The organism is Streptomyces sp. NPDC021093, from assembly GCF_044333135.1.
In the GTDB taxonomy this organism is placed as follows: Bacteria; Actinomycetota; Actinomycetes; order Streptomycetales; family Streptomycetaceae; genus Streptomyces.
In genome coordinates, this window is record NZ_JBIRQJ010000007.1 from 22,215 (window position 1) to 39,465 (window position 17,251).

General features: G+C 70.8%; 15 protein-coding genes. 6 read left to right on the forward strand and 9 right to left on the reverse strand.

Annotation, left to right across the window (positions count from 1 at the left end; genetic code table 11):
• Positions 1-25 precede the first annotated feature (25 nt).
• Genes ACH4SP_RS22065 through ACH4SP_RS22075 form a run of 3 tightly spaced genes read left to right on the forward strand, consistent with a single transcriptional unit; the run spans position 26 to position 3,557 of the window.
• Complete coding sequence (locus tag ACH4SP_RS22065; RefSeq protein ID WP_398417247.1) at positions 26-550, forward strand: PadR family transcriptional regulator; 525 nt, start codon at positions 26-28, stop codon at positions 548-550.
• Complete coding sequence (locus ACH4SP_RS22070; protein WP_398417248.1) at positions 547-1,245, forward strand: ABC transporter ATP-binding protein; 699 nt, start codon at positions 547-549, stop codon at positions 1,243-1,245. The genes ACH4SP_RS22065 and ACH4SP_RS22070 overlap by 4 nt, the downstream gene beginning before the upstream one ends.
• Entirely contained in the window at positions 1,242-3,557 is a 2,316-nt protein-coding gene (locus ACH4SP_RS22075) for an FtsX-like permease family protein (RefSeq protein WP_398417249.1), read from the forward strand. Before ACH4SP_RS22070 ends, ACH4SP_RS22075 begins: the two co-directional genes overlap by 4 nt.
• Before the next feature lie 216 nt (positions 3,558-3,773).
• Here ACH4SP_RS22075 and ACH4SP_RS22080 read toward each other — a convergent pair whose 3' ends face one another.
• The gene (locus ACH4SP_RS22080) at positions 3,774-4,733 is read right to left on the reverse strand and encodes a hydrogen peroxide-inducible genes activator (RefSeq protein ID WP_398417250.1); all 960 of its coding nucleotides are present in this window, start codon (positions 4,731-4,733) and stop codon (positions 3,774-3,776) included.
• A 133-nt stretch (positions 4,734-4,866) separates the two neighbouring features.
• Here ACH4SP_RS22080 and ACH4SP_RS22085 point away from each other — a divergent pair, with 133 nt between their 5' ends.
• Together ACH4SP_RS22085 and ACH4SP_RS22090 are read left to right on the forward strand one after the other, a co-directional pair.
• On the forward strand, positions 4,867-5,421 hold the full coding sequence (locus ACH4SP_RS22085; protein WP_093799289.1) for a peroxiredoxin: 555 nt from the start codon (positions 4,867-4,869) through the stop codon (positions 5,419-5,421).
• A gap of 52 nt (positions 5,422-5,473) precedes the next feature.
• Positions 5,474-6,010 carry an alkyl hydroperoxide reductase gene (locus ACH4SP_RS22090; protein WP_398417251.1) on the forward strand — a complete coding sequence of 179 codons (537 nt, stop codon included), beginning with the start codon at positions 5,474-5,476 and terminating at the stop codon, positions 6,008-6,010.
• Between the two features lie 140 nt (positions 6,011-6,150).
• On the opposite strand, the gene ACH4SP_RS22095 is transcribed toward ACH4SP_RS22090, so the two are convergent.
• The 5 genes from ACH4SP_RS22095 to ACH4SP_RS22115 all read right to left on the reverse strand — a co-directional run bounded on the left by ACH4SP_RS22095 (position 6,151) and on the right by ACH4SP_RS22115 (position 11,954).
• Entirely contained in the window at positions 6,151-6,894 is a 744-nt protein-coding gene (locus ACH4SP_RS22095) for a hypothetical protein (protein ID WP_398417252.1), read from the reverse strand.
• On the reverse strand, positions 6,891-8,267 hold the full coding sequence (locus tag ACH4SP_RS22100; RefSeq protein ID WP_398417253.1) for an AI-2E family transporter: 1,377 nt from the start codon (positions 8,265-8,267) through the stop codon (positions 6,891-6,893). Before ACH4SP_RS22100 ends, ACH4SP_RS22095 begins: the two co-directional genes overlap by 4 nt.
• A 137-nt stretch (positions 8,268-8,404) precedes the next feature.
• Complete coding sequence (locus tag ACH4SP_RS22105) at positions 8,405-9,151, reverse strand: transglycosylase SLT domain-containing protein (RefSeq protein ID WP_398417744.1); 747 nt, start codon at positions 9,149-9,151, stop codon at positions 8,405-8,407.
• A gap of 390 nt (positions 9,152-9,541) precedes the next feature.
• Complete coding sequence (locus ACH4SP_RS22110) at positions 9,542-10,864, reverse strand: PhoH family protein (RefSeq protein WP_398417254.1); 1,323 nt, start codon at positions 10,862-10,864, stop codon at positions 9,542-9,544.
• Positions 10,865-11,192: 328 nt separating this feature from the next.
• The gene (locus tag ACH4SP_RS22115) at positions 11,193-11,954 is read right to left on the reverse strand and encodes an isoprenyl transferase (protein ID WP_398417255.1); all 762 of its coding nucleotides are present in this window, start codon (positions 11,952-11,954) and stop codon (positions 11,193-11,195) included.
• A gap of 139 nt (positions 11,955-12,093) precedes the next feature.
• Here ACH4SP_RS22115 and mgrA point away from each other — a divergent pair, with 139 nt between their 5' ends.
• Positions 12,094-13,134 (forward strand): L-glyceraldehyde 3-phosphate reductase, encoded by a 1,041-nt coding sequence (mgrA, locus tag ACH4SP_RS22120; protein WP_398417256.1) that lies wholly within the window; start codon positions 12,094-12,096, stop codon positions 13,132-13,134.
• Between the two features lie 263 nt (positions 13,135-13,397).
• On the opposite strand, the gene ACH4SP_RS22125 is transcribed toward mgrA, so the two are convergent.
• The 3 genes from ACH4SP_RS22125 to ACH4SP_RS22135 all read right to left on the reverse strand — a co-directional run bounded on the left by ACH4SP_RS22125 (position 13,398) and on the right by ACH4SP_RS22135 (position 17,154).
• The gene (locus tag ACH4SP_RS22125; RefSeq protein ID WP_398417257.1) at positions 13,398-14,966 is read right to left on the reverse strand and encodes a DUF2079 domain-containing protein; all 1,569 of its coding nucleotides are present in this window, start codon (positions 14,964-14,966) and stop codon (positions 13,398-13,400) included.
• Between the two features lie 187 nt (positions 14,967-15,153).
• A complete protein-coding gene (locus ACH4SP_RS22130) occupies positions 15,154-16,281 on the reverse strand; it encodes a chemotaxis protein (protein WP_398417258.1) in 1,128 nt (375 codons plus the stop codon).
• Between the two features lie 141 nt (positions 16,282-16,422).
• Positions 16,423-17,154 carry a prepilin peptidase gene (locus ACH4SP_RS22135; RefSeq protein ID WP_398417259.1) on the reverse strand — a complete coding sequence of 244 codons (732 nt, stop codon included), beginning with the start codon at positions 17,152-17,154 and terminating at the stop codon, positions 16,423-16,425.
• Positions 17,155-17,251 lie beyond the last annotated feature (97 nt).

Consider the following 17,251-nt stretch of genomic DNA (forward strand, 5'->3'; position numbering starts at 1 on the left):
ATACACACCGTGTACAGTGCTCCGCATGTCCATCGGTCACACCTTGCTCGGCCTCCTGGAGGCCGGCCCCCGCCACGGCTACGACCTGAAGCGGGCCTTCGACGAGAAATTCGGTCACGACCGCCCGCTGCACTACGGGCAGGTCTACTCCACCATGTCCCGGCTGCTGAAGAACGGCCTCGTCGAGGTCGACGGCACCGAGACCGGCAGCGGCCCCGAGCGCAAGACGTACGCCATCACCGACGCCGGGATCACCGACGTCGAGCAGTGGCTCGCGCAGCCCGAGAAGCCCGAGCCGTACCTCCAGTCGACCCTGTATACGAAGGTCGTCCTCGCCCTGCTCACCGGCCGCAGCGCCGACAGTCTGCTGGACACGCAGCGCGCCGAGCACCTGCGGCTGATGCGCATACTCACCGACCGCAAGCGCGGCGGCGAACTCGCCGACCAGCTCATCTGCGACCACGCCCTGTTCCACCTCGAAGCCGATCTGCGGTGGCTCGAACTGACCGCCGCCCGCCTGGACCGGCTCGCTACGGAGATACGACGATGAGCCAGACCCCCGCAGGTTCCCTCCTCACCGCCACCGACCTGCACAAGGCGTACGGCGCGACCCCCGCCCTCGACGGCGCGCACTTCTCCATCCACCCCGGCGAGGTCGTCGCCGTCATGGGCCCCTCGGGCTCCGGCAAGTCGACCCTGCTGCACTGCCTGGCCGGCATCGTCACCCCCGAATCCGGGACCATCACTTACGACGGCCGCGAACTCTCCGCCATGTCCGACCGCGAGCGCAGCGCGCTGCGCCGCTCCGACTTCGGCTTCGTCTTCCAGTTCGGCCAGCTGGTGCCCGAGCTGACCTGCGTCGAGAACGTCGCACTGCCGCTGCGGCTGGCGGGCGCCAAGCGCAAGGACGCCGAGCGGACCGCACTGTCCTGGATGGAGCGCCTGGAGGTCGACGACCTCGGCCCCAAGCGGCCCGGCGAGGTCTCCGGCGGCCAGGGCCAGCGCGTCGCGGTCGCCCGCGCCCTGGCCTGCGGACCCCGGGTCCTCTTCGCCGACGAGCCGACCGGCGCCCTGGACTCCCTCAACGGCGAGCGCGTGATGGAACTGCTCACCGACGCGGCCCGTTCCACCAACGCCGCCGTCGTCCTGGTCACCCACGAGGCGCGGGTGGCCGCCTACTCCGACCGCGAGGTCGTCGTACGCGACGGCAAGTCCCGCGACCTGAACCTGGAGTTCGCCGGATGAGCGCTCTCGACGACCTGCGCCTCGGGGTCAAGTTCGCCGTCAACGGCGGCCGCGAGGGCTGGACGCGTACGATCCTCACCGCGGTCGGCGTCGGCCTCGGCGTGGCCCTGCTCCTGATCACCACCGCGATCCCGCACGCGCTGTCCGCTCGCGACCAGCGCGGTTACCAGCGCGGCGAACTGGGCGGCGTCACCCAGCAGCAGGCGGGCCCCGGCACGCTGCTGCTCGCCAGCATGTACTCCGACTTCCGCGACCAGGCGATCCAGGGCCGCCTGGTGCAGCCCGAAGGCCCGAAGGCCCCGGTGCCGCCCGGCCTGACCGCCCTGCCCGCACCGGGTGAACTGGCGGTCTCCCCCGCCCTGAAGGAGCTCCTGGAGTCCGACGGGGGCAAGCTGCTGCGGGAGCGGCTGAACGGCCGGGTCGTCTCCGTCATCGGCGACGCGGGCCTGATGGGACCCCATGAACTCCTCTACTACCAGGGCAGCAAGGACCTCACCTTCGACCCCGGGTTCACCAACCGCCTCACCTCCTTCAAGGGGGTTCCGCAGGAGAGCCTGGACTCGATCCTGCTGCTGCTGGTCCTGGTCGCCTTCGTCGTCCTGCTCGTCCCGGTCGGCGTCCTCATCGCCGCCGCCGTCCGCTTCGGCGGCGACCGCCGCGACCGCAGGCTCGCGGCGCTGCGGCTGGTGGGCGCGGACGGGGGCATGACCCGTCGGATCGCGGCGGGCGAGGCCCTCGCGGGCTCGCTCGCCGGACTGATCGTGGGCGGCGGGCTGTTCTTCCTGGCCCGGTCCATGGCGGGGCTGATCACGCTGGAGCGGATCAGCGTCTTCCCGTCCGACCTCGCCCCCGCTCCGTGGGCGGTGGCCCTGGTCTGTGTCGCGGTGCCGGTGTCGGCGGTCGCGGTGACGCTGCTCGCGCTGCGCGGCGTCGTCATCGAACCGCTGGGCGTCGTGCGCACGGCCAAGCCGGTGCGCCGCCGGATCTGGTGGCGGCTGCTGCTGCCCGTCGCGGGACTCGCCCTGCTGGCGCCGATGCTCGGCCAGGGCGACGACCAGGGGGACTTCAACCGGCCGCTGGTCCTCGGCGGCACCGCGCTGCTGCTGATCGGCGTCACGGCCCTGCTGCCGTGGCTGGTGGAAGCGGTCGTCGCCCGCCTCGGACGCGGCCCGGTCTCCTGGCAACTCGCGGTCCGCAGGCTCCAGTTGAACGGCGGTACCGCCGCCCGCACGGTCAACGGCATCGCGGTCGCGGTGGCCGGGGCGATCGCTCTCCAGATGCTGTTCGCCGGGATCACCGACCGGTACACCCAGGACACCGGGGCGGACATCTCCCGCGCGGACATGCGGCTCTTCGTCGTCGCGGGCAGCCGCGGCGCCGCGAACGCAACGGAGTTGGCCGGCCGGCTGGCCGCCGTCCCGGGCGTGCGCGACACCAAGGTCTACTCGGCCGCCTGGATCGGCACCGCCCGCGAGTCCCCCGAGAAGTCCACCGAGCTGACCGTGGCCGACTGCGCGTCACTGCGCGAGATCGCGGTTCTTCCGTCCTGCCAGGACGGGGCCGTCTTCCGGTCCGACGGCAGGGGCCCCGAGGGCAACACCAAGGACTTCACGCCCGGCCACCAGTACTACGTCGACCCGACGCTCGGCCTGAAACCCGGCCTGGGCCTGCCGTGGACCCTGCCCGCCTCGACGGTGACCGTCCGGGCCAAGAAGGACCCGAGCGGCTCCCCGCCCACCGGCATCCTCGCCACCCCCGGGGCGCTGCCCGCCGCGGCCAAGAAGGCGTACTCCCACACGCTGTACCTCAAGCTCGACCGCTCGTCGGCGGACACCGCGGAGCTCGTACGCAACGTCGCCTACGCGACCGACCCGCAGATCAGTGCCTCGCCGCTGGTGGAACAGGAGCAGAGCGGCCGGTTCGACCAGATCCGGCGCGGGGTGTTCGCGGGCGCGACCGTCGTGCTGCTGCTGATCGGGGCGAGCCTGCTGGTCTCGCAGCTGGAGCAGTTGCGGGAGCGGCGCAAGCTGCTCGCGGCACTGGTCGCTTTCGGCACGCGGCGCTCCACGCTGGGCTGGTCGGTTCTGTGGCAGGCGGCCGTGCCGGTGGCACTGGGGCTGATCCTCGCGATCGCGGTCGGCACCGTGCTGGGGGTGGTGCTGTTGCGCATGACGATGCGGACGGTCGGCTTCGACTGGGGCGGCGTCGCGGTGATGTCGGGACTGGCGGCGGGGGTGGTCCTGCTGATCACGGCATTGAGCATGCCGGTGCTTGTCCGGCTGATGCGGCCGGACGGTCTGCGGACGGAGTAGCGGGTCGCCCCCTTAGCCCCCTTGGGCAGCGGGGCCGCCCCCCGGGGGCGGGACGGGTGGGCAAGGGGGCGGCCCCCCACGCGGAGCGCACCTTCTCCGCTACCGCGCACCCACGCCGCCGCTCCTCCACCCTGCGGGGCAAAGACGGTTCACGGCTGGCGCCGGTGGGGGCTGGCGTCCCGGGCTGCGCCCGGTGCACGGCTGCGCCGCGCGTCCTCAAACGCCGGACGGGCTGGGAAGCATCCGCACCGGCAGCCCCTCCAGCGCCCCCCTCAACGCCCCCGCGAATTCCCCGAATTCGGCCGCCCGGGCCGTCCCCGTCCGCATCGCCAGTGCGATCCGGCGGGACGGTGCGGGGTCGGCGAAGTAGCCCGTCACCAGGTCCGGGTTCCGCCCCGTCTCCACCTGCACCGCCGTGCGCGGCAGCAGCGTCACCCCCAGGCCGCCCGCCACCAGCTGCACCAGCGTCGAAAGCCCCGCCGCCGTGGTCGTCACCGGGCCGCCGTCCTCCCGGCCCGCCTCCCGGCAGACGTCGAGTGCCTGGTCGCGCAGGCAGTGGCCCTCGTCCAGCAGCAGCAGATGCAGCTCCCGAAGCGCCTCGCGCGGGATGTCGTCGCGCCCGGCGAGCCAGTGCTGATCCGGCATCACCAGCACGAAGTCCTCGTCGAAGAGCGGAAGTTCGACCACCCCCGGCACCCCCAGCGGCACCGCGAGCAGCAGCAGGTCCAGGCGGCCCGCCGCCAGTCCCTCCACGAGGGACGAGGTCTGCTCCTCGTACACCTGGAGGTCGAGCGCGGGGTACTGGTCGTGGACGAGCCGCAGCACCGTCGGCAGGAGGTACGGGGCGACCGTCGGGATCACGCCCAGTCGCAGCACCCCCGTGAACGGCGCCCGTACCGCCTCCGCCTCCTCAAGGAGTTCGCCGACCGCCTCCAGGACCACCCGGGCCCGTACCGCCAGCCGCTCCCCCGCCGCCGAGAGCAGCACCTTGCGCGTCGTACGCTCGACGAGCTGGACGCCGAGGATCTCCTCCAGGGCGGAGACCGCCCCGGACAGCGCCGGCTGGCTCATCCCGAGCGCGCCCGCGGCGTCGCGGAAGTGCAGATGCTCGGCGACGGCGGCGAAGGCGCGCAGCTGGGACAGGGTGGGTTGCTTACCCCTATTTAGTACGGCCACTGATAACTACCTCCAATCGGTACGACCGAGTCTAGCTATTTCCACTATCAATGCACCTTGTGTCACTCTGGGGATCCGTCCACCCCCACTGGAAGCCCCTGAAGAGGGATTTCCTATGTTGCAAGGAGAGCGCGTGCTCACTGTTGGTGACCAGTTCCCCACGTACGACCTCACTGCCTGTGTCTCCCTGGAGGCCGGCAAGGAGTTCGAGCAGATCAACCACAAGTCCTACGAGGGCAAGTGGCGCGTCGTCTTCGCGTGGCCCAAGGACTTCACCTTCGTCTGCCCGACCGAGATCGCCGCGTTCGGCAAGCTGAACGACGAGTTCGCCGACCGCGACGCGCAGGTCCTGGGCTTCTCCGGTGACTCCGAGTTCGTGCACCACGCCTGGCGCAAGGACCACCCGGACCTGACCGACCTGCCCTTCCCGATGCTGGCCGACTCGAAGCACGAGCTCATGCGTGACCTCGGCATCGAGGGCGAGGACGGCTTCGCGCAGCGCGCCGTCTTCATCGTCGACCCGAACAACGAGATCCAGTTCACGATGGTGACCGCCGGTTCCGTCGGCCGTAACCCGAAGGAGGTCCTCCGGGTCCTCGACGCGCTCCAGACGGACGAGCTGTGCCCGTGCAACTGGACCAAGGGCGAGAACACCCTGGACCCGGTCGCGCTGCTCTCGGGCGAGTAAGACCCCCCGAAGCAAGCCCGACCGTACGGACCACAGAACGGACTGATCTGACATGGCACTCGACGAACTGAAGTCCGCCATACCGGACTACGCCAAGGACCTGCGCCTCAACCTGGGCTCGGTCATCGGCAACAGCGACCTCCCGCAGCAGCAGCTGTGGGGCACCGTACTGGCCTGCGCGATCGCCTCGCGCTCGCCGAAGGTGCTGCGCGAGCTGGAGCCCGAGGCGAAGGCGAACCTCTCCGCCGAGGCGTTCACGGCGGCCAAGTCCGCCGCCGCGATCATGGCGATGAACAACGTCTTCTACCGCACGCGCCACCTGCTCTCCGACCCGGAGTACGGGAACCTGCGCGCCGGTCTGCGGATGAACGTCATCGGCAACCCGGGTGTCGAGAAGGTCGACTTCGAGCTGTGGTCCCTCGCGGTCTCCGCGATCAACGGCTGCGGCCAGTGCCTGGACTCGCACGAGCAGGTCCTCCGCAAGGCGGAGGTCTCCCGCGAGACCATCCAGGAGGCCGTCAAGATCGCCGCGGTGATCCAGGCGGTCGGCGTCACCCTCGACTCCGAAGCCAGCCTCGCCGGCGCCTGAGGCGGAGCACAGCCTGGCCGAGTAGTTCGAGTTCGCGCACCTGCGTCTCGCGTACGTACGTGAAGGGGCCCCGTCGGCAGCACGCCGGCGGGGCCCCTTCCGCATGCCGGGACGCCCGTACCGCTCAGCTCCTCGGCTCCTCAGCTTCTGAGCGCCGCCATCGCCGCCCTCATGTCCGCCTCCATCAGCGGCTTCAGCAGCGCCGTGTCCACCTCGCGCGCCTCGCCGTCCGCCCGGTTCACGGCCGCCTCCAGCTTCAGCACGACGCCGCCGTGCTGCACCGCGAGGGTCAGCGTCTCGGCGCCGTAGGAGATCGTGAAGAAGTACGCCTTGTCGCCCAGGCCGGGGACCCGGTTCAGCTTTTCCCTGAAGTCGTCGCCCCTGTTGCCCTCCAGGCCGCCGTGGCTGAGCCTGAGCACGGCTTCGAACTCCGGGCCCGGGTCCGTCGTCCGGTGCTGTTCGACGGAGAAGTTCACGAGGTAGCCCTGCCGTGACGGCGGCTCGCCCTCAGTCACCGAGGCGATCCGGAAGCCGCAGTCGGCCCGGTTCAGCACCGGGTCGTCGAACAGGTTCGACCAGCTGGTGGTGGCGTCCATCCGCCCCAGCCTGGCCGCCATCGCCCGGGGCTGGATCTTCGCGCAGGTCTTGCGGGTGAGCTGGTAGCCGTGCTGTTCGGGTGCCGCGTCGCCCGCCGCGTACAGGCAGATCGCCCAGATCGCCGAGGCGGCGAGCGCGCCGCCGAGCGCCCACAGCCACGGCAGCCGCCGCCACTCCCCCAGGCGCTCGCGCCAGCGGTCCACGCGCGAGGGGCCGCCGCCCGAGACCAGTGTCTCGGGCGGCGGCCCCTCGTCGGGTCCTGGAACCAGCTCCGGCTCGGATATCACTCCCGGCCCGCTTCCCCCTGCGGCGGCCGACCCGGGGGTGCGGTGGCGGACGGGGCCGCGCTCGACGCCGTCACCGGGGGCGGGGTGGGTGCCACGTCGACCGCTGTCGCGCCGTGCGGTTTCGGCGCGGCCTTCAGCGCGTTCTCCTTGGCGTACGCGCGGAGGTAGCCGATCGCCGTGTTGAGGACCGCGACCAGCGGCACCGCGACGACCGCACCGCCGATGCCGGCCACGAGGCCGCCCGCCGCGACCGACAGGACGACGGCGAGCGGGTGCACCCGTACCGCACGGCCCAAAATGAACGGCTGCAGGATGTGGCCCTCGATCTGCTGCACGGCGAGGACCACGATCAGCACCATCAGGGCGATGAACGGGCCCTTGACGACGATCGCGACGACGACGGCGAGGGCGCCGGAGATCACCGCACCGACCAGCGGGATGAACGCGAACAGGAAGATCAGGACGGCGAGCGGCACCGCCATCGGCACGTTCAGGAAGTACAGGCCGAGTCCGATGAAGACGGCGTCGATCAGGGCCACTATCACCGTGCCCCGCACATAGGCGGTGAGCGTGCGCCAGGCGCGCGGTCCCGCGCCCGCCATGCCGGGACGGGCCTGCGAAGGCACCAGCTTGAGCGTCCACTCCCAGACCCGCTTGCCGTCGTACAGCAGGAAGAGGGTGGAGAACATCGCGAGGAGCATCCCGGTCATCATCTCGACGATGACGGTGACGCCCTGGAGTCCGGCGGTGGTGATCTCCTGGACGTTGGTGCCGATCGCGTCGCTGAGGTTCTTCGAGATGTCGTTGATCTGCTGCTCGGTGACGTGGAAGGGGCTGTTGAGCAGCCAGTGCCGCAGGTCCTGGATGCCCTGCTGGACCTGCTTGGAGAGGTCCTCCGCGTTGTCCATGATCTGCCAGACCACGAACCAGCCGACCAGCCCCATGATCACGAAGCCGAGCACCGCGGTGAGCGCGGTGGCCAGCCCGCGCGGCAGGCCCTTCTTCCGCAGCCACGAGACGGAGGGCTGGAGCAGCGCGGTGACCAGCAGCGACCCCATGAAGGCGAACGCGACCAGCTGCACCTGGCTGATGATCTGGCCGAGCACCCAGATGGCGCCCGCCAGTACGAGCAGCCGCCAGCCCGCCTCGGCGGCGACCCGCATCCCCCACGGCAGGGCGGCGACGGGATCGGGCCTGGCGGCCACGGCGGGCGCGTAGTCCGGGGGCGGGGGGATGTGTTCGGGCACGTCGTGCTCCGGGACGGCCACGGCGTCGGGGTCGGCCGCGGCTTCCGCCCGGCGCTCCTCCAGGCGCTCTCCCACGTGGCTCAGCCGGGCGCCGAGCCCGCCGAACCACCCTGGTGTCTTCGACATGATGCTTCCTCTTCCCCCCACGTCGCCCCCCGGCGATGACAACGGACTGACCGTACACGGGCGGAGCCCCCCACCGTAGGACGGTGGGGGGCTCCCAAACGTTGAGCCGGGGCAACGAGTACCCCGGTCAGGCGCTCCTAGTACCAGCTGTGGGACTGCCAGAAGCTCCAGGCGCCACAGGGGCTGCCGTACCGCTCGTTCATGTAGTTCAGGCCCCACTGGATCTGGGTGGCCGGGTTGGTGCGCCAGTCGGCGCCGACCGAGGCCATCTTGGATCCCGGGTTGGACTGGACCAGACCGTAGGCGGGCGAGGTCGGGTTCTGTGCCTGGTAGTTCCACGTCGACTCGTGGTTCACGATCGTGGAGAAGCACTGGAACTGGCCGGCCGGGACGATCTGCCGGGCGATCGCCTTGACCTCTTCCACCGTGTAGGAGGTCTTCTGCGCGAAGGACGAGGAGTCGCGGGTGGCGGACCGGCTCGCGGTCTCTTCCTTCTCCTCGCGCTCCTTGGCCTCCTTCTCGGCCTTGGCCTTCTCGTCGGCGACCTTCTTGTCGGCCGCCTCCTTCTTGGCCTTGGCGTCGTCGGCGGCCCGCAGACGTGCCGATTCCTCGGCGGTCTTCTTGGCCGCCTCGTCGACGGCGGCGCCCTGGACGTCGGCCTGCTGCGCCAGGGAAGCGGTCGCCACCTGGGCCTGCCCGCCGGCGGGGATGTCCGCGAGGAGAGTCGTCGTGTCGGCGGCGGCTGCCTCGAAGTTGTTGTCGCCCGACGACTGAGGGTCGCCCGATGCGACGCCCACGACGGCGCCGACAGTGGTGACCGCGGTGGCGGAGGCCACTGCGAATCCCCGAACCGAAATCCGGCTCACACGGTTTCCTTCCAGCAGCATCCGCACCGGTGACCCTCGCGGACGCAATCGCACCCCTGGCGCTGGCGCTCCCTACGTGCTGTGTCACGGGAGGCTCGGACCCGGTGGGCAACTCCCGCGGGAGTGCTCCGTGTTACTCGGGCGGCATACGGCGAAGTCTGTTGATTTGTGTGGTGTTGCACCTCTGGAGGTGCGGGTGTGCCGTATGCGGGGCCTGACGGAAGCAAGACTCTGCCGGAAGGTCAGGCAGGTAATCAATTCTTACTTACGTGTGAAAGGTCACACCGGTTTCGGGGCTGCTGATTTGTGGAACCACGCGCGCAGCGAGACGCCGCCCGGCTAGGATCACCCGCTTCTCGCGGGTCCGGCCGGACGGCGCCAACTACCTGCTGCATCAGACCACTTGGGTCAGATCTGCCCGTCCTCCAGCATTTCGGTCACCAGCGCCGCGATCTGCGAACGCTCGGAGCGGGTGAGGGTGACGTGCGCGAACAGCGGATGCCCCTTCAGCTTCTCGACGACCGCGACCACTCCGTCGTACCGCCCGACCCTGAGGTTGTCGCGCTGCGCGACGTCATGGGTGAGCACCACCCGCGAATTCGCCCCGATCCTGGACAGAACCGTCAGGAGGACGTTCCGTTCCAGGGACTGGGCCTCGTCGACGATGACGAACGCGTCGTGCAGCGAGCGCCCCCTGATGTGGGTGAGCGGCAGCACTTCGAGCATCCCGCGCCCGAGCACCTCCTCGATGACCTCCTTGCCCGCGACCGCCGAGAGGGTGTCGAAGACGGCCTGCGCCCACGGCGACATCTTCTCGGACTCGGAGCCGGGCAGATAGCCGAGCTCCTGCCCGCCGACCGCGTACAGCGGCCGGAAGACCATCACCTTCTTGTGCTCCTGCCGCTCCAGTACGGCCTCCAGGCCCGCGCACAGCGCGAGCGCGGACTTGCCGGTGCCCGCCCGGCCGCCCAGCGAGACGATGCCGACCTCCGGGTCGAGCAGCAGGTCCAGCGCGATGCGCTGCTCCGCGCTGCGGCCGTGGATGCCGAACGCGCCCCGGTCGCCGCGCACGAGCCGGACGTTGCCGTCGGCCGTGACCCGGCCCAGCGCCTTGCCGCGCTCGGACTGGAGCACAAGACCGGTGTGCACGGGGAGGTCGGCGGCCTCGGGAACGTACACCCGCTCCTCGGTGAAGAGGAGGTCCACCTGGTCGGCCTCCAGCGCCAGTTCGGCCATCCCGGTCCAGCCGGAATCGGTGATGGCCAGTTCCGCCCGGTACTCCTCGGCGAGCAGGCCCACCGAGGAGGCCTTGATGCGCAGCGGCAGGTCCTTGGAGACGACGGTGACGTCGTACCCCTCGGCCTGGAGGTTGCGTGCGACTGCCAGGATCCGTGAGTCGTTGTCCCCCAACCGGTAGCCGGCGGGAAGGACGCCGGGATCGGAGTGGTTGAGTTCGACGCGCAGTGACCCGCCGAGGTCCCCGATCGGGATCGGGGCGTCGAGACGGCCGTGCCGGATGCGGTAGTCGTCCAGCATGCGCAGGGCCTGCCGGGCGAAGTAACCGAGTTCCGGATGGTGCCGCTTGGCCTCCAGTTCGGTGATGACCACGATCGGCAGCACGACTTCGTGCTCCTCGAAGCGGGTCATGGAGCCGGGGTCGGCCAGCAGGACGCTGGTGTCGAGAACGTAGGTGCGCCTGTCGGGAAGTCGGCGCTTAGAGCTGTTCACCACGGAAGGACGTACCCCCTCGTACTGAGGTCGGGGTGCGACGGCGTCGCGGGCGGAGGGACCGGGCTCGGCACTTGCATGCACGCAACGCGCGCACGGGCCGAGCTCCGGCCCTCCACGTCGTCCGCGCCGGCAACGGCGAAAACGTCCTGGTGCAAAGGGCCTCCCGGGCGAGCGACATCCAGTCGCTCACTGAGATTCGGCGTCCGTGGTCCGGACGCCGACCTGGAAGGGGTATTCCCTCGAACATGCGCTGCCATGCCTGGTCATGGCCACGGCACATGACACCGGTTCACGCGCATGCGGTACGGAGAAGGGGTACGCGGTGCGGTCAGGATCCGTAACGCCGGTGCCTGGCCGCGTAGTCGCGCAGCGCGCGCAGGAAGTCGACCTTCCGGAAGGCCGGCCAGAACACCTCGCAGAAGTAGTACTCCGAGTGGGCGCTCTGCCACAGCATGAATCCGGACAGCCGCTGCTCACCGCTGGTGCGGATGACGAGATCCGGGTCGGGCTGGCCGCGGGTGTAGAGGTGTTCCGAGATGTGCTCGACGTCGATGATCTCCGCGAGCTCCTCGAAAGAGGTGCCCTTCTCGGCGTGTTCGAGGAGCAGCGAACGGACCGCGTCGGCGATCTCCTGGCGCCCGCCGTAGCCGACGGCGACGTTGACCAGTATTCCCTTGTTGCCCGCCGTCGCCTGCTCGGCCTCCTTCAGTACACCCTGCGTACGGGCGGGGAGGATGTCCATCGTGCCGACGTGGTGGACCCGCCAGCGGCCGTCGGCGGCGAGGGCCTGGACGGCGCCCTCGATGATGGCGAGCAGCGGGGTGAGTTCGGCCTCCGGCCGGTCCAGGTTCTCCGTGGACAGCATCCACAGCGTGACGACCTCGACGTCCGTCTCCGCGCACCAGCCGAGCAGCTCCTGGATCTTGCTGGCGCCGGCCTTGTGTCCCTGCTCGGTGGTGCCGCCGGAGGCCTTCGCCCAGCGTCTGTTGCCGTCGAGGATGACGCCGATGTGCCCCGGCACCTGGGAGTGGTCGAGGCGGCCCTCCACGCGGCGTGCGTAGAGCCGATACACCAGGTCGCGCAGGTTCACAGCGTTCCACCCTCTCGTGTTCCCGGGCGCCCGGACATCTGCGGTATTTCCGGGGGCCCGAGCGCGTCACATTACTGCGCACGGGTCCCGTCGGCCCAACCCGGTCTGTCACAACTGCCTCCGTGATAAGGAGGTGAACGTGACTGACGAACCCCTTCACCACCGCGCGTCCGACAACCGCTACGACACGATGGAGTACCGGCGCTCCGGCCGCAGCGGCCTCAAGCTCCCGGCCGTCTCCCTGGGCCTCTGGCACAACTTCGGCGACGACCGTGCCCTCGACTCGCAGCGCGCGATCCTGCGCCGCGCCTTCGACCTCGGGGTCACCCACTTCGACCTCGCCAACAACTACGGCCCGCCGCCCGGCTCGGCGGAGTCCAATTTCGGCAAGCTCTTCGCCCAGGACTTCGCCCCGTACCGCGACGAGCTGATCGTCTCGACGAAGGCGGGCTACGGGATGCACCCCGGCCCGTACGGCGAGTGGGGCTCGCGCAAGTACCTGATGTCGTCCCTGGACGCTTCGCTGAAGCGGATGGGCCTCGACTACGTCGACATCTTCTACTCGCACCGCTTCGACCCGGACACGCCCCTTGAGGAGACGATGGGCGCGCTGGCGTCCGCCGTCCAGCAGGGCAAGGCGCTGTACGTCGGCATCTCCTCGTACAACAGCGAGCAGACGGCCGAAGCCGCGCGGCTGCTGCGGGAGATGGGCGTACGGCCGCTCATCCACCAGCCCTCGTACTCGATGATCAACCGCTGGACGGAGGACGACGGCCTGCTCGACACCCTGGAGGAGGCGGGCATGGGCTGCATCTCGTTCGTGCCGCTCGCGCAGGGGCTGCTGACGAACAAGTACCTGAAGGGCATCCCGGAGGGGTCCAGGGCCACCCAGGGCAAGTCGCTCGACCCGGAGCTGCTGAGCGAGGAGGTCGTGCGCCGCCTCAACGGGCTCAACGACATCGCCGCCGCCCGCGGCCAGTCCCTCGCCCAGCTCGCGCTGTCGTGGGTGCTGCGGGACGAGCGGATGACGTCGGCACTCATCGGGGCGTCCAGCGTGAAGCAGCTGGAGGAGAACGTGGCGGCGCTGGGGACTCCGGCGCTGACCGCGGAGGAACTGAAGGAGATCGACTCCTTCGCGGTGTCCACCCCCGGCACGAACATCTGGGCCGGACGGGGCTGACGCGCCCGGCGCGCGGTAAGGAAACTGCGCGAGGACAAAAAACGGGCCGGTCCGTGGGGGGGATACGGACCGGCCCGAGGGGGGGTTTCCACCATAACCCTTCGTAAGTGATGCTGTGCACCAGGAGGCGAATCAATTACTCTCCGAAGTCGCCAGGGTGCGCGGTGCAAGGTGCCGGATCCCTTGCGCCCCTTGGGATTCGGGCCCTTTTCCGGCCTGCGGAGAGGCTCTGCGACTTCCCCCGGTCGGGGGTGTCGCCGACATCACCGGATTGACGTTTCTGCACCACCTGTCTCCTTGTGCAACAGGGTGATGCCGTCGTCCTTCGCGACGACCCGATAGCCGTACGCCCGCTGGGCCCGCGCCAGCTCGTCCTGCTGGCGGTCCAGGGGGTACGGCCAGTGTCCGTCCGGGAGCGGCCAGGCCTCGTGCGGCCGGCTGTCGTGGACGATCCACTCGCTGGTGGGCGGCGGGGGCGTGCCGTCGGTGTCGTACAGCTTCCCGGGGATCGGATAGCCGGGGAAGAGGACGACGGTGGTGCGCGCGACGAGCTGCGGGACGAGGCGGTTGGAGGCGGCGACGGTCGCGCCGTCGGGGATGCGGTCGAGGAGTGCGCGGGCGGCGCGGACGTGGTCGGTGGTGCGCCAGGTGTCCTTGCGCAGGACGAGCCCGAAGGGGAAGGAGGGGAGAAGGACGAGGGTGACGGCGACGACGGTGGCGAGGGACGCACGGAAGTGGCGGACGGCGCGCTCGTCTCCCTTGGTACGTGCGTATGGGGTGAGGGCGTACGGAGTCAGGGCGTCGATCAGTGCCGCGAAGACGATCGGCATCAGGACGGCGCTGTAGTGGAAGGCCGTGTCCCAGTGGTAGCTGTGCTGCGACAGCAGCCGCCAGCCGAGAGTGGGAGCGGCGAGCAGCACCAGCGGTGAGCGGAGCGCGAGCAGCGCGCTGGGCGCGAGGACGAGGACGAGGGTGACGGCCTTCACCTCGGGGCGCAGGGCGTCCAGCGGGGCGGCGACGAGAGTCGTGAGGACGGAGCCACGGCCGCCCTCCGCGACGTACTCGCCGTAGGCGTACGCCCCCGAGGAGTTGAGGGCCGGGAGCAGCACCCGGGTGATGAGGAGCGTGCCGAGAACGCCGGCGGCGACGGTGGCGAGGCCGAGCACCCGCTCCGCCCTCCGCCGCCCCTTCCAGCCCTTCCAGGCGATGTACGCGCCGAGGGCGGCGAGGGTCAGCCCGAGGTCCTCCTTGACGAGGAGGAGGGGTGCGGCGAGGGCAACGGCCCGCCCGTAACGCGCGCGCCCGAGCGCTTCGAGCGCGAACGCCAACAGCGGTACGGCGAAGGCGATTTCGTGGAAGTCGAAGGTGACGGCGGACGCGATGCCCCAGCTCAGCCCGTACCCGAGGGCGACGACGTGCGCCCCCGCCCGCCCCAGCGAACGCTGCGCCCAGCGGGCGAGGGGAACGACGGCGAGGGCGAGGAGGGCGGCCTGGGCGAGGAGGAGGGTCTCGGCGGCCGGGGCGAGGCGGTAGAGGGGCCCGAGGACGGCGACGAGGGGATGGAAGTGGTCCCCGAGGAGATTGACCGCACCGCCCTCACCCTTCAACGGGACGTACGGGGCCCGGAGTCGGGAGTACGCCTTGACGGCCTGCTCGAAGATCCCGAGGTCGTACCCGGTGGTCCGCAGAAGCCGGTGCCGCTGGACGGAGAGGGTCCCGTAGAGGACGAAGAGCGCGGCACACCAGGCCCAGGGGACGGCCTTTGCCCCTGGGGGCTCCTTCACCGCGACCGGCACCACTCGCACTGACGCTTCGTCAGTAAATGTCCGCATAACGGCACATTACAGCTGGCGTTGCGCTATGTGCGGGTGCGTCGTGGCTGATCGCGCAGTTCCCCGCGCCCCTAAATGCCGCCGTCTCCTTGGGCAGCGGGGCCGCCCCCCGGGGGCGGGACGGGTGGGCAAGGGGGCGGCCCCCACTGCGGCACGCCCCTCACGACCGCACGCCCCGCCCCACCCCTCAGTACCGAAGCGCCGCCGCCATCCCCCCCGCCTCACCCAGATCCCCGTCCGGCACGAACGTCACGTCGCCGTCCGCCTCCAGCACCATCTCCACCAGCGAGTCGACGATGTCGTCCTCGACGCCGGCCGCCGGTGCCGCACCGGGCTCGGCCGGTTCGACCAGCGCCAGCGAGGCCCGTTCCGCGCCTTCCACCGTCTCCGGCCGCGCCGAGACCCGTACCGACTCTTCCACCACCAGATGCCCCACGCGCCCTTCCCGCGCCGACTGCCAGCAGTCCTGGACCCCGGCCGCGTACCGCCGTCCGCTCCGCGCCGCGTCCAGTGCCTTCATCGCCTCTTCGGCATCGAGCGCGGCGAGCGAGGCCCGCGCGGGAGCGAGCTGCTCGACCAGTTCGGGCGCGGTCGTGTGGAGCAGTCCGCCCACCTCCAGGTCCGCCGCAAGCACCGCCCCGTGCCGGGAGATCTCGCGGAAGGTCGCGATGTGCTGCCGCAGCCCGACCACGACCACCGGAAGCACGGCCTCCTGGAGGAGCGGCGTGAGCTTGCGGTCGGCCTCGGTGAGCATGTTCCGGAAGTCCTGGGTGGCGCCGTGGTCGCCGTCCCGGTTGGGCGGACCGTCACGGTCCGCGCCGGAGGAGATCACGGGGAAGCCGGTCTCCTCCTCGTCGATCTCGTGCAGTTCGTACCCGATCCCGTTCCACAGCCGCACCTCACCGGAGCTGAGGATCAGCGCGAGGTAGGGGATCTGCCGGGCGGAGGCGGCCACCAGGTTCCGGGTCAGGTACGAGTCCCCGACCACGATCCGCTCCGGCACCTCCGCGCTCACCAGGTACGTACGGGCCTCGTCGGCGGCCGCGTACAGCACGAGCCCCTCCAGGAAGTGCTCCGGGTCGAGCTCGTCGACGGCCTCGTTCAGCTGCCGTACGACGGCGACGGCCTGGTCCCGGCTCAGCTTCGGATCGGCGAACAGCCGCTTCTCGGTCTCGGAGAGGAGGTTGCGGAGCCGGATGTGGTCCTGCTGGTTCTCCGGCCGGTGGCGGTGGGTGGGGAGGGTGATGGAGACCGCCGGGTAGGGGCGGGGCCGACGCAGTTCGGCGAGCAGGTCCGACTCGTCCTCGTCACTCATGGGCACTCCACTCGGGTGTCGGGGGCTTCGTGGCTGTCACAGCACTGAGCACTCAGCGGGCACTCAGCGCTGCAGGCCTCATCGCAATTTCTCACGAATATGCCCATTCCGCCCCCGCGCGGAAGCCCTCTGCGCACCGGGTCAGGCCACTGCCGCCGCGCCCAGCACCAGCCCCGCCCAGGCCCCCGCGATCATGAAAGGGCCGAACGGGATGGCCGTCTTGCGCCCGCCCCGCCGGGTCACCATGAGCCCCACCCCGTACAGCGACCCGAGAACGAATCCGGCCAGCGCGCCGGCGAACAGCACCGGCCACCCGTACCACCCGAGCACCACGCCGAGCGCGAGCGCCAGCTTCACGTCGCCGAACCCCATGCCGTTGGGGTTGATGAGGAAGAGCAGGAAGTACGCACCGCCGAGCCCGGCCCCGCCGAGCAGGGCCCCGGTCCAGGAACCGGCGCTGCCGGGCAGCAGGGCAGCCCCGCCGAGCAGGACGACGGCGGCGGCGGCCAGCGGCAGGGTCAGTACGTCCGGCAGCCGCTGCACCCGCCGGTCGACGACCGCGAGGAGCAGCGCGAGGGGGGCGAGCAGCAGCCAGGCCGCGAGCTCGGGGCGGGGACCGGTGGCGGCGGCGAGGACGGCACAGACGAGGGCGCCGACGGCGACGTGGGTCCCCGCCGCCGCTCCCGCCGCACAGTCCGCGCAGCGCCCCGTGCCGATCCAGCCGCGTGCGGGCCCGGTGAAGGGGTGTCCGGCGGGGCAGGCGTCGCGCCAGGGCTCCTCCGGCTCGACGGAGAGCCGGTGGGCGGCACGGGGCACGAGCAGTCCGGCGCCGGCGCCCCAGAGGGCGGCGGCCACGATCAGGAGGGCGGGCACCCGGCCACCCTAGGCGGGACCGGGGACCGGGTCATGGGCCCGTGGACCCATGACCCATGACTCCGAGGAGCCGGGCGCAGGAGCGATGCGGCCAAGG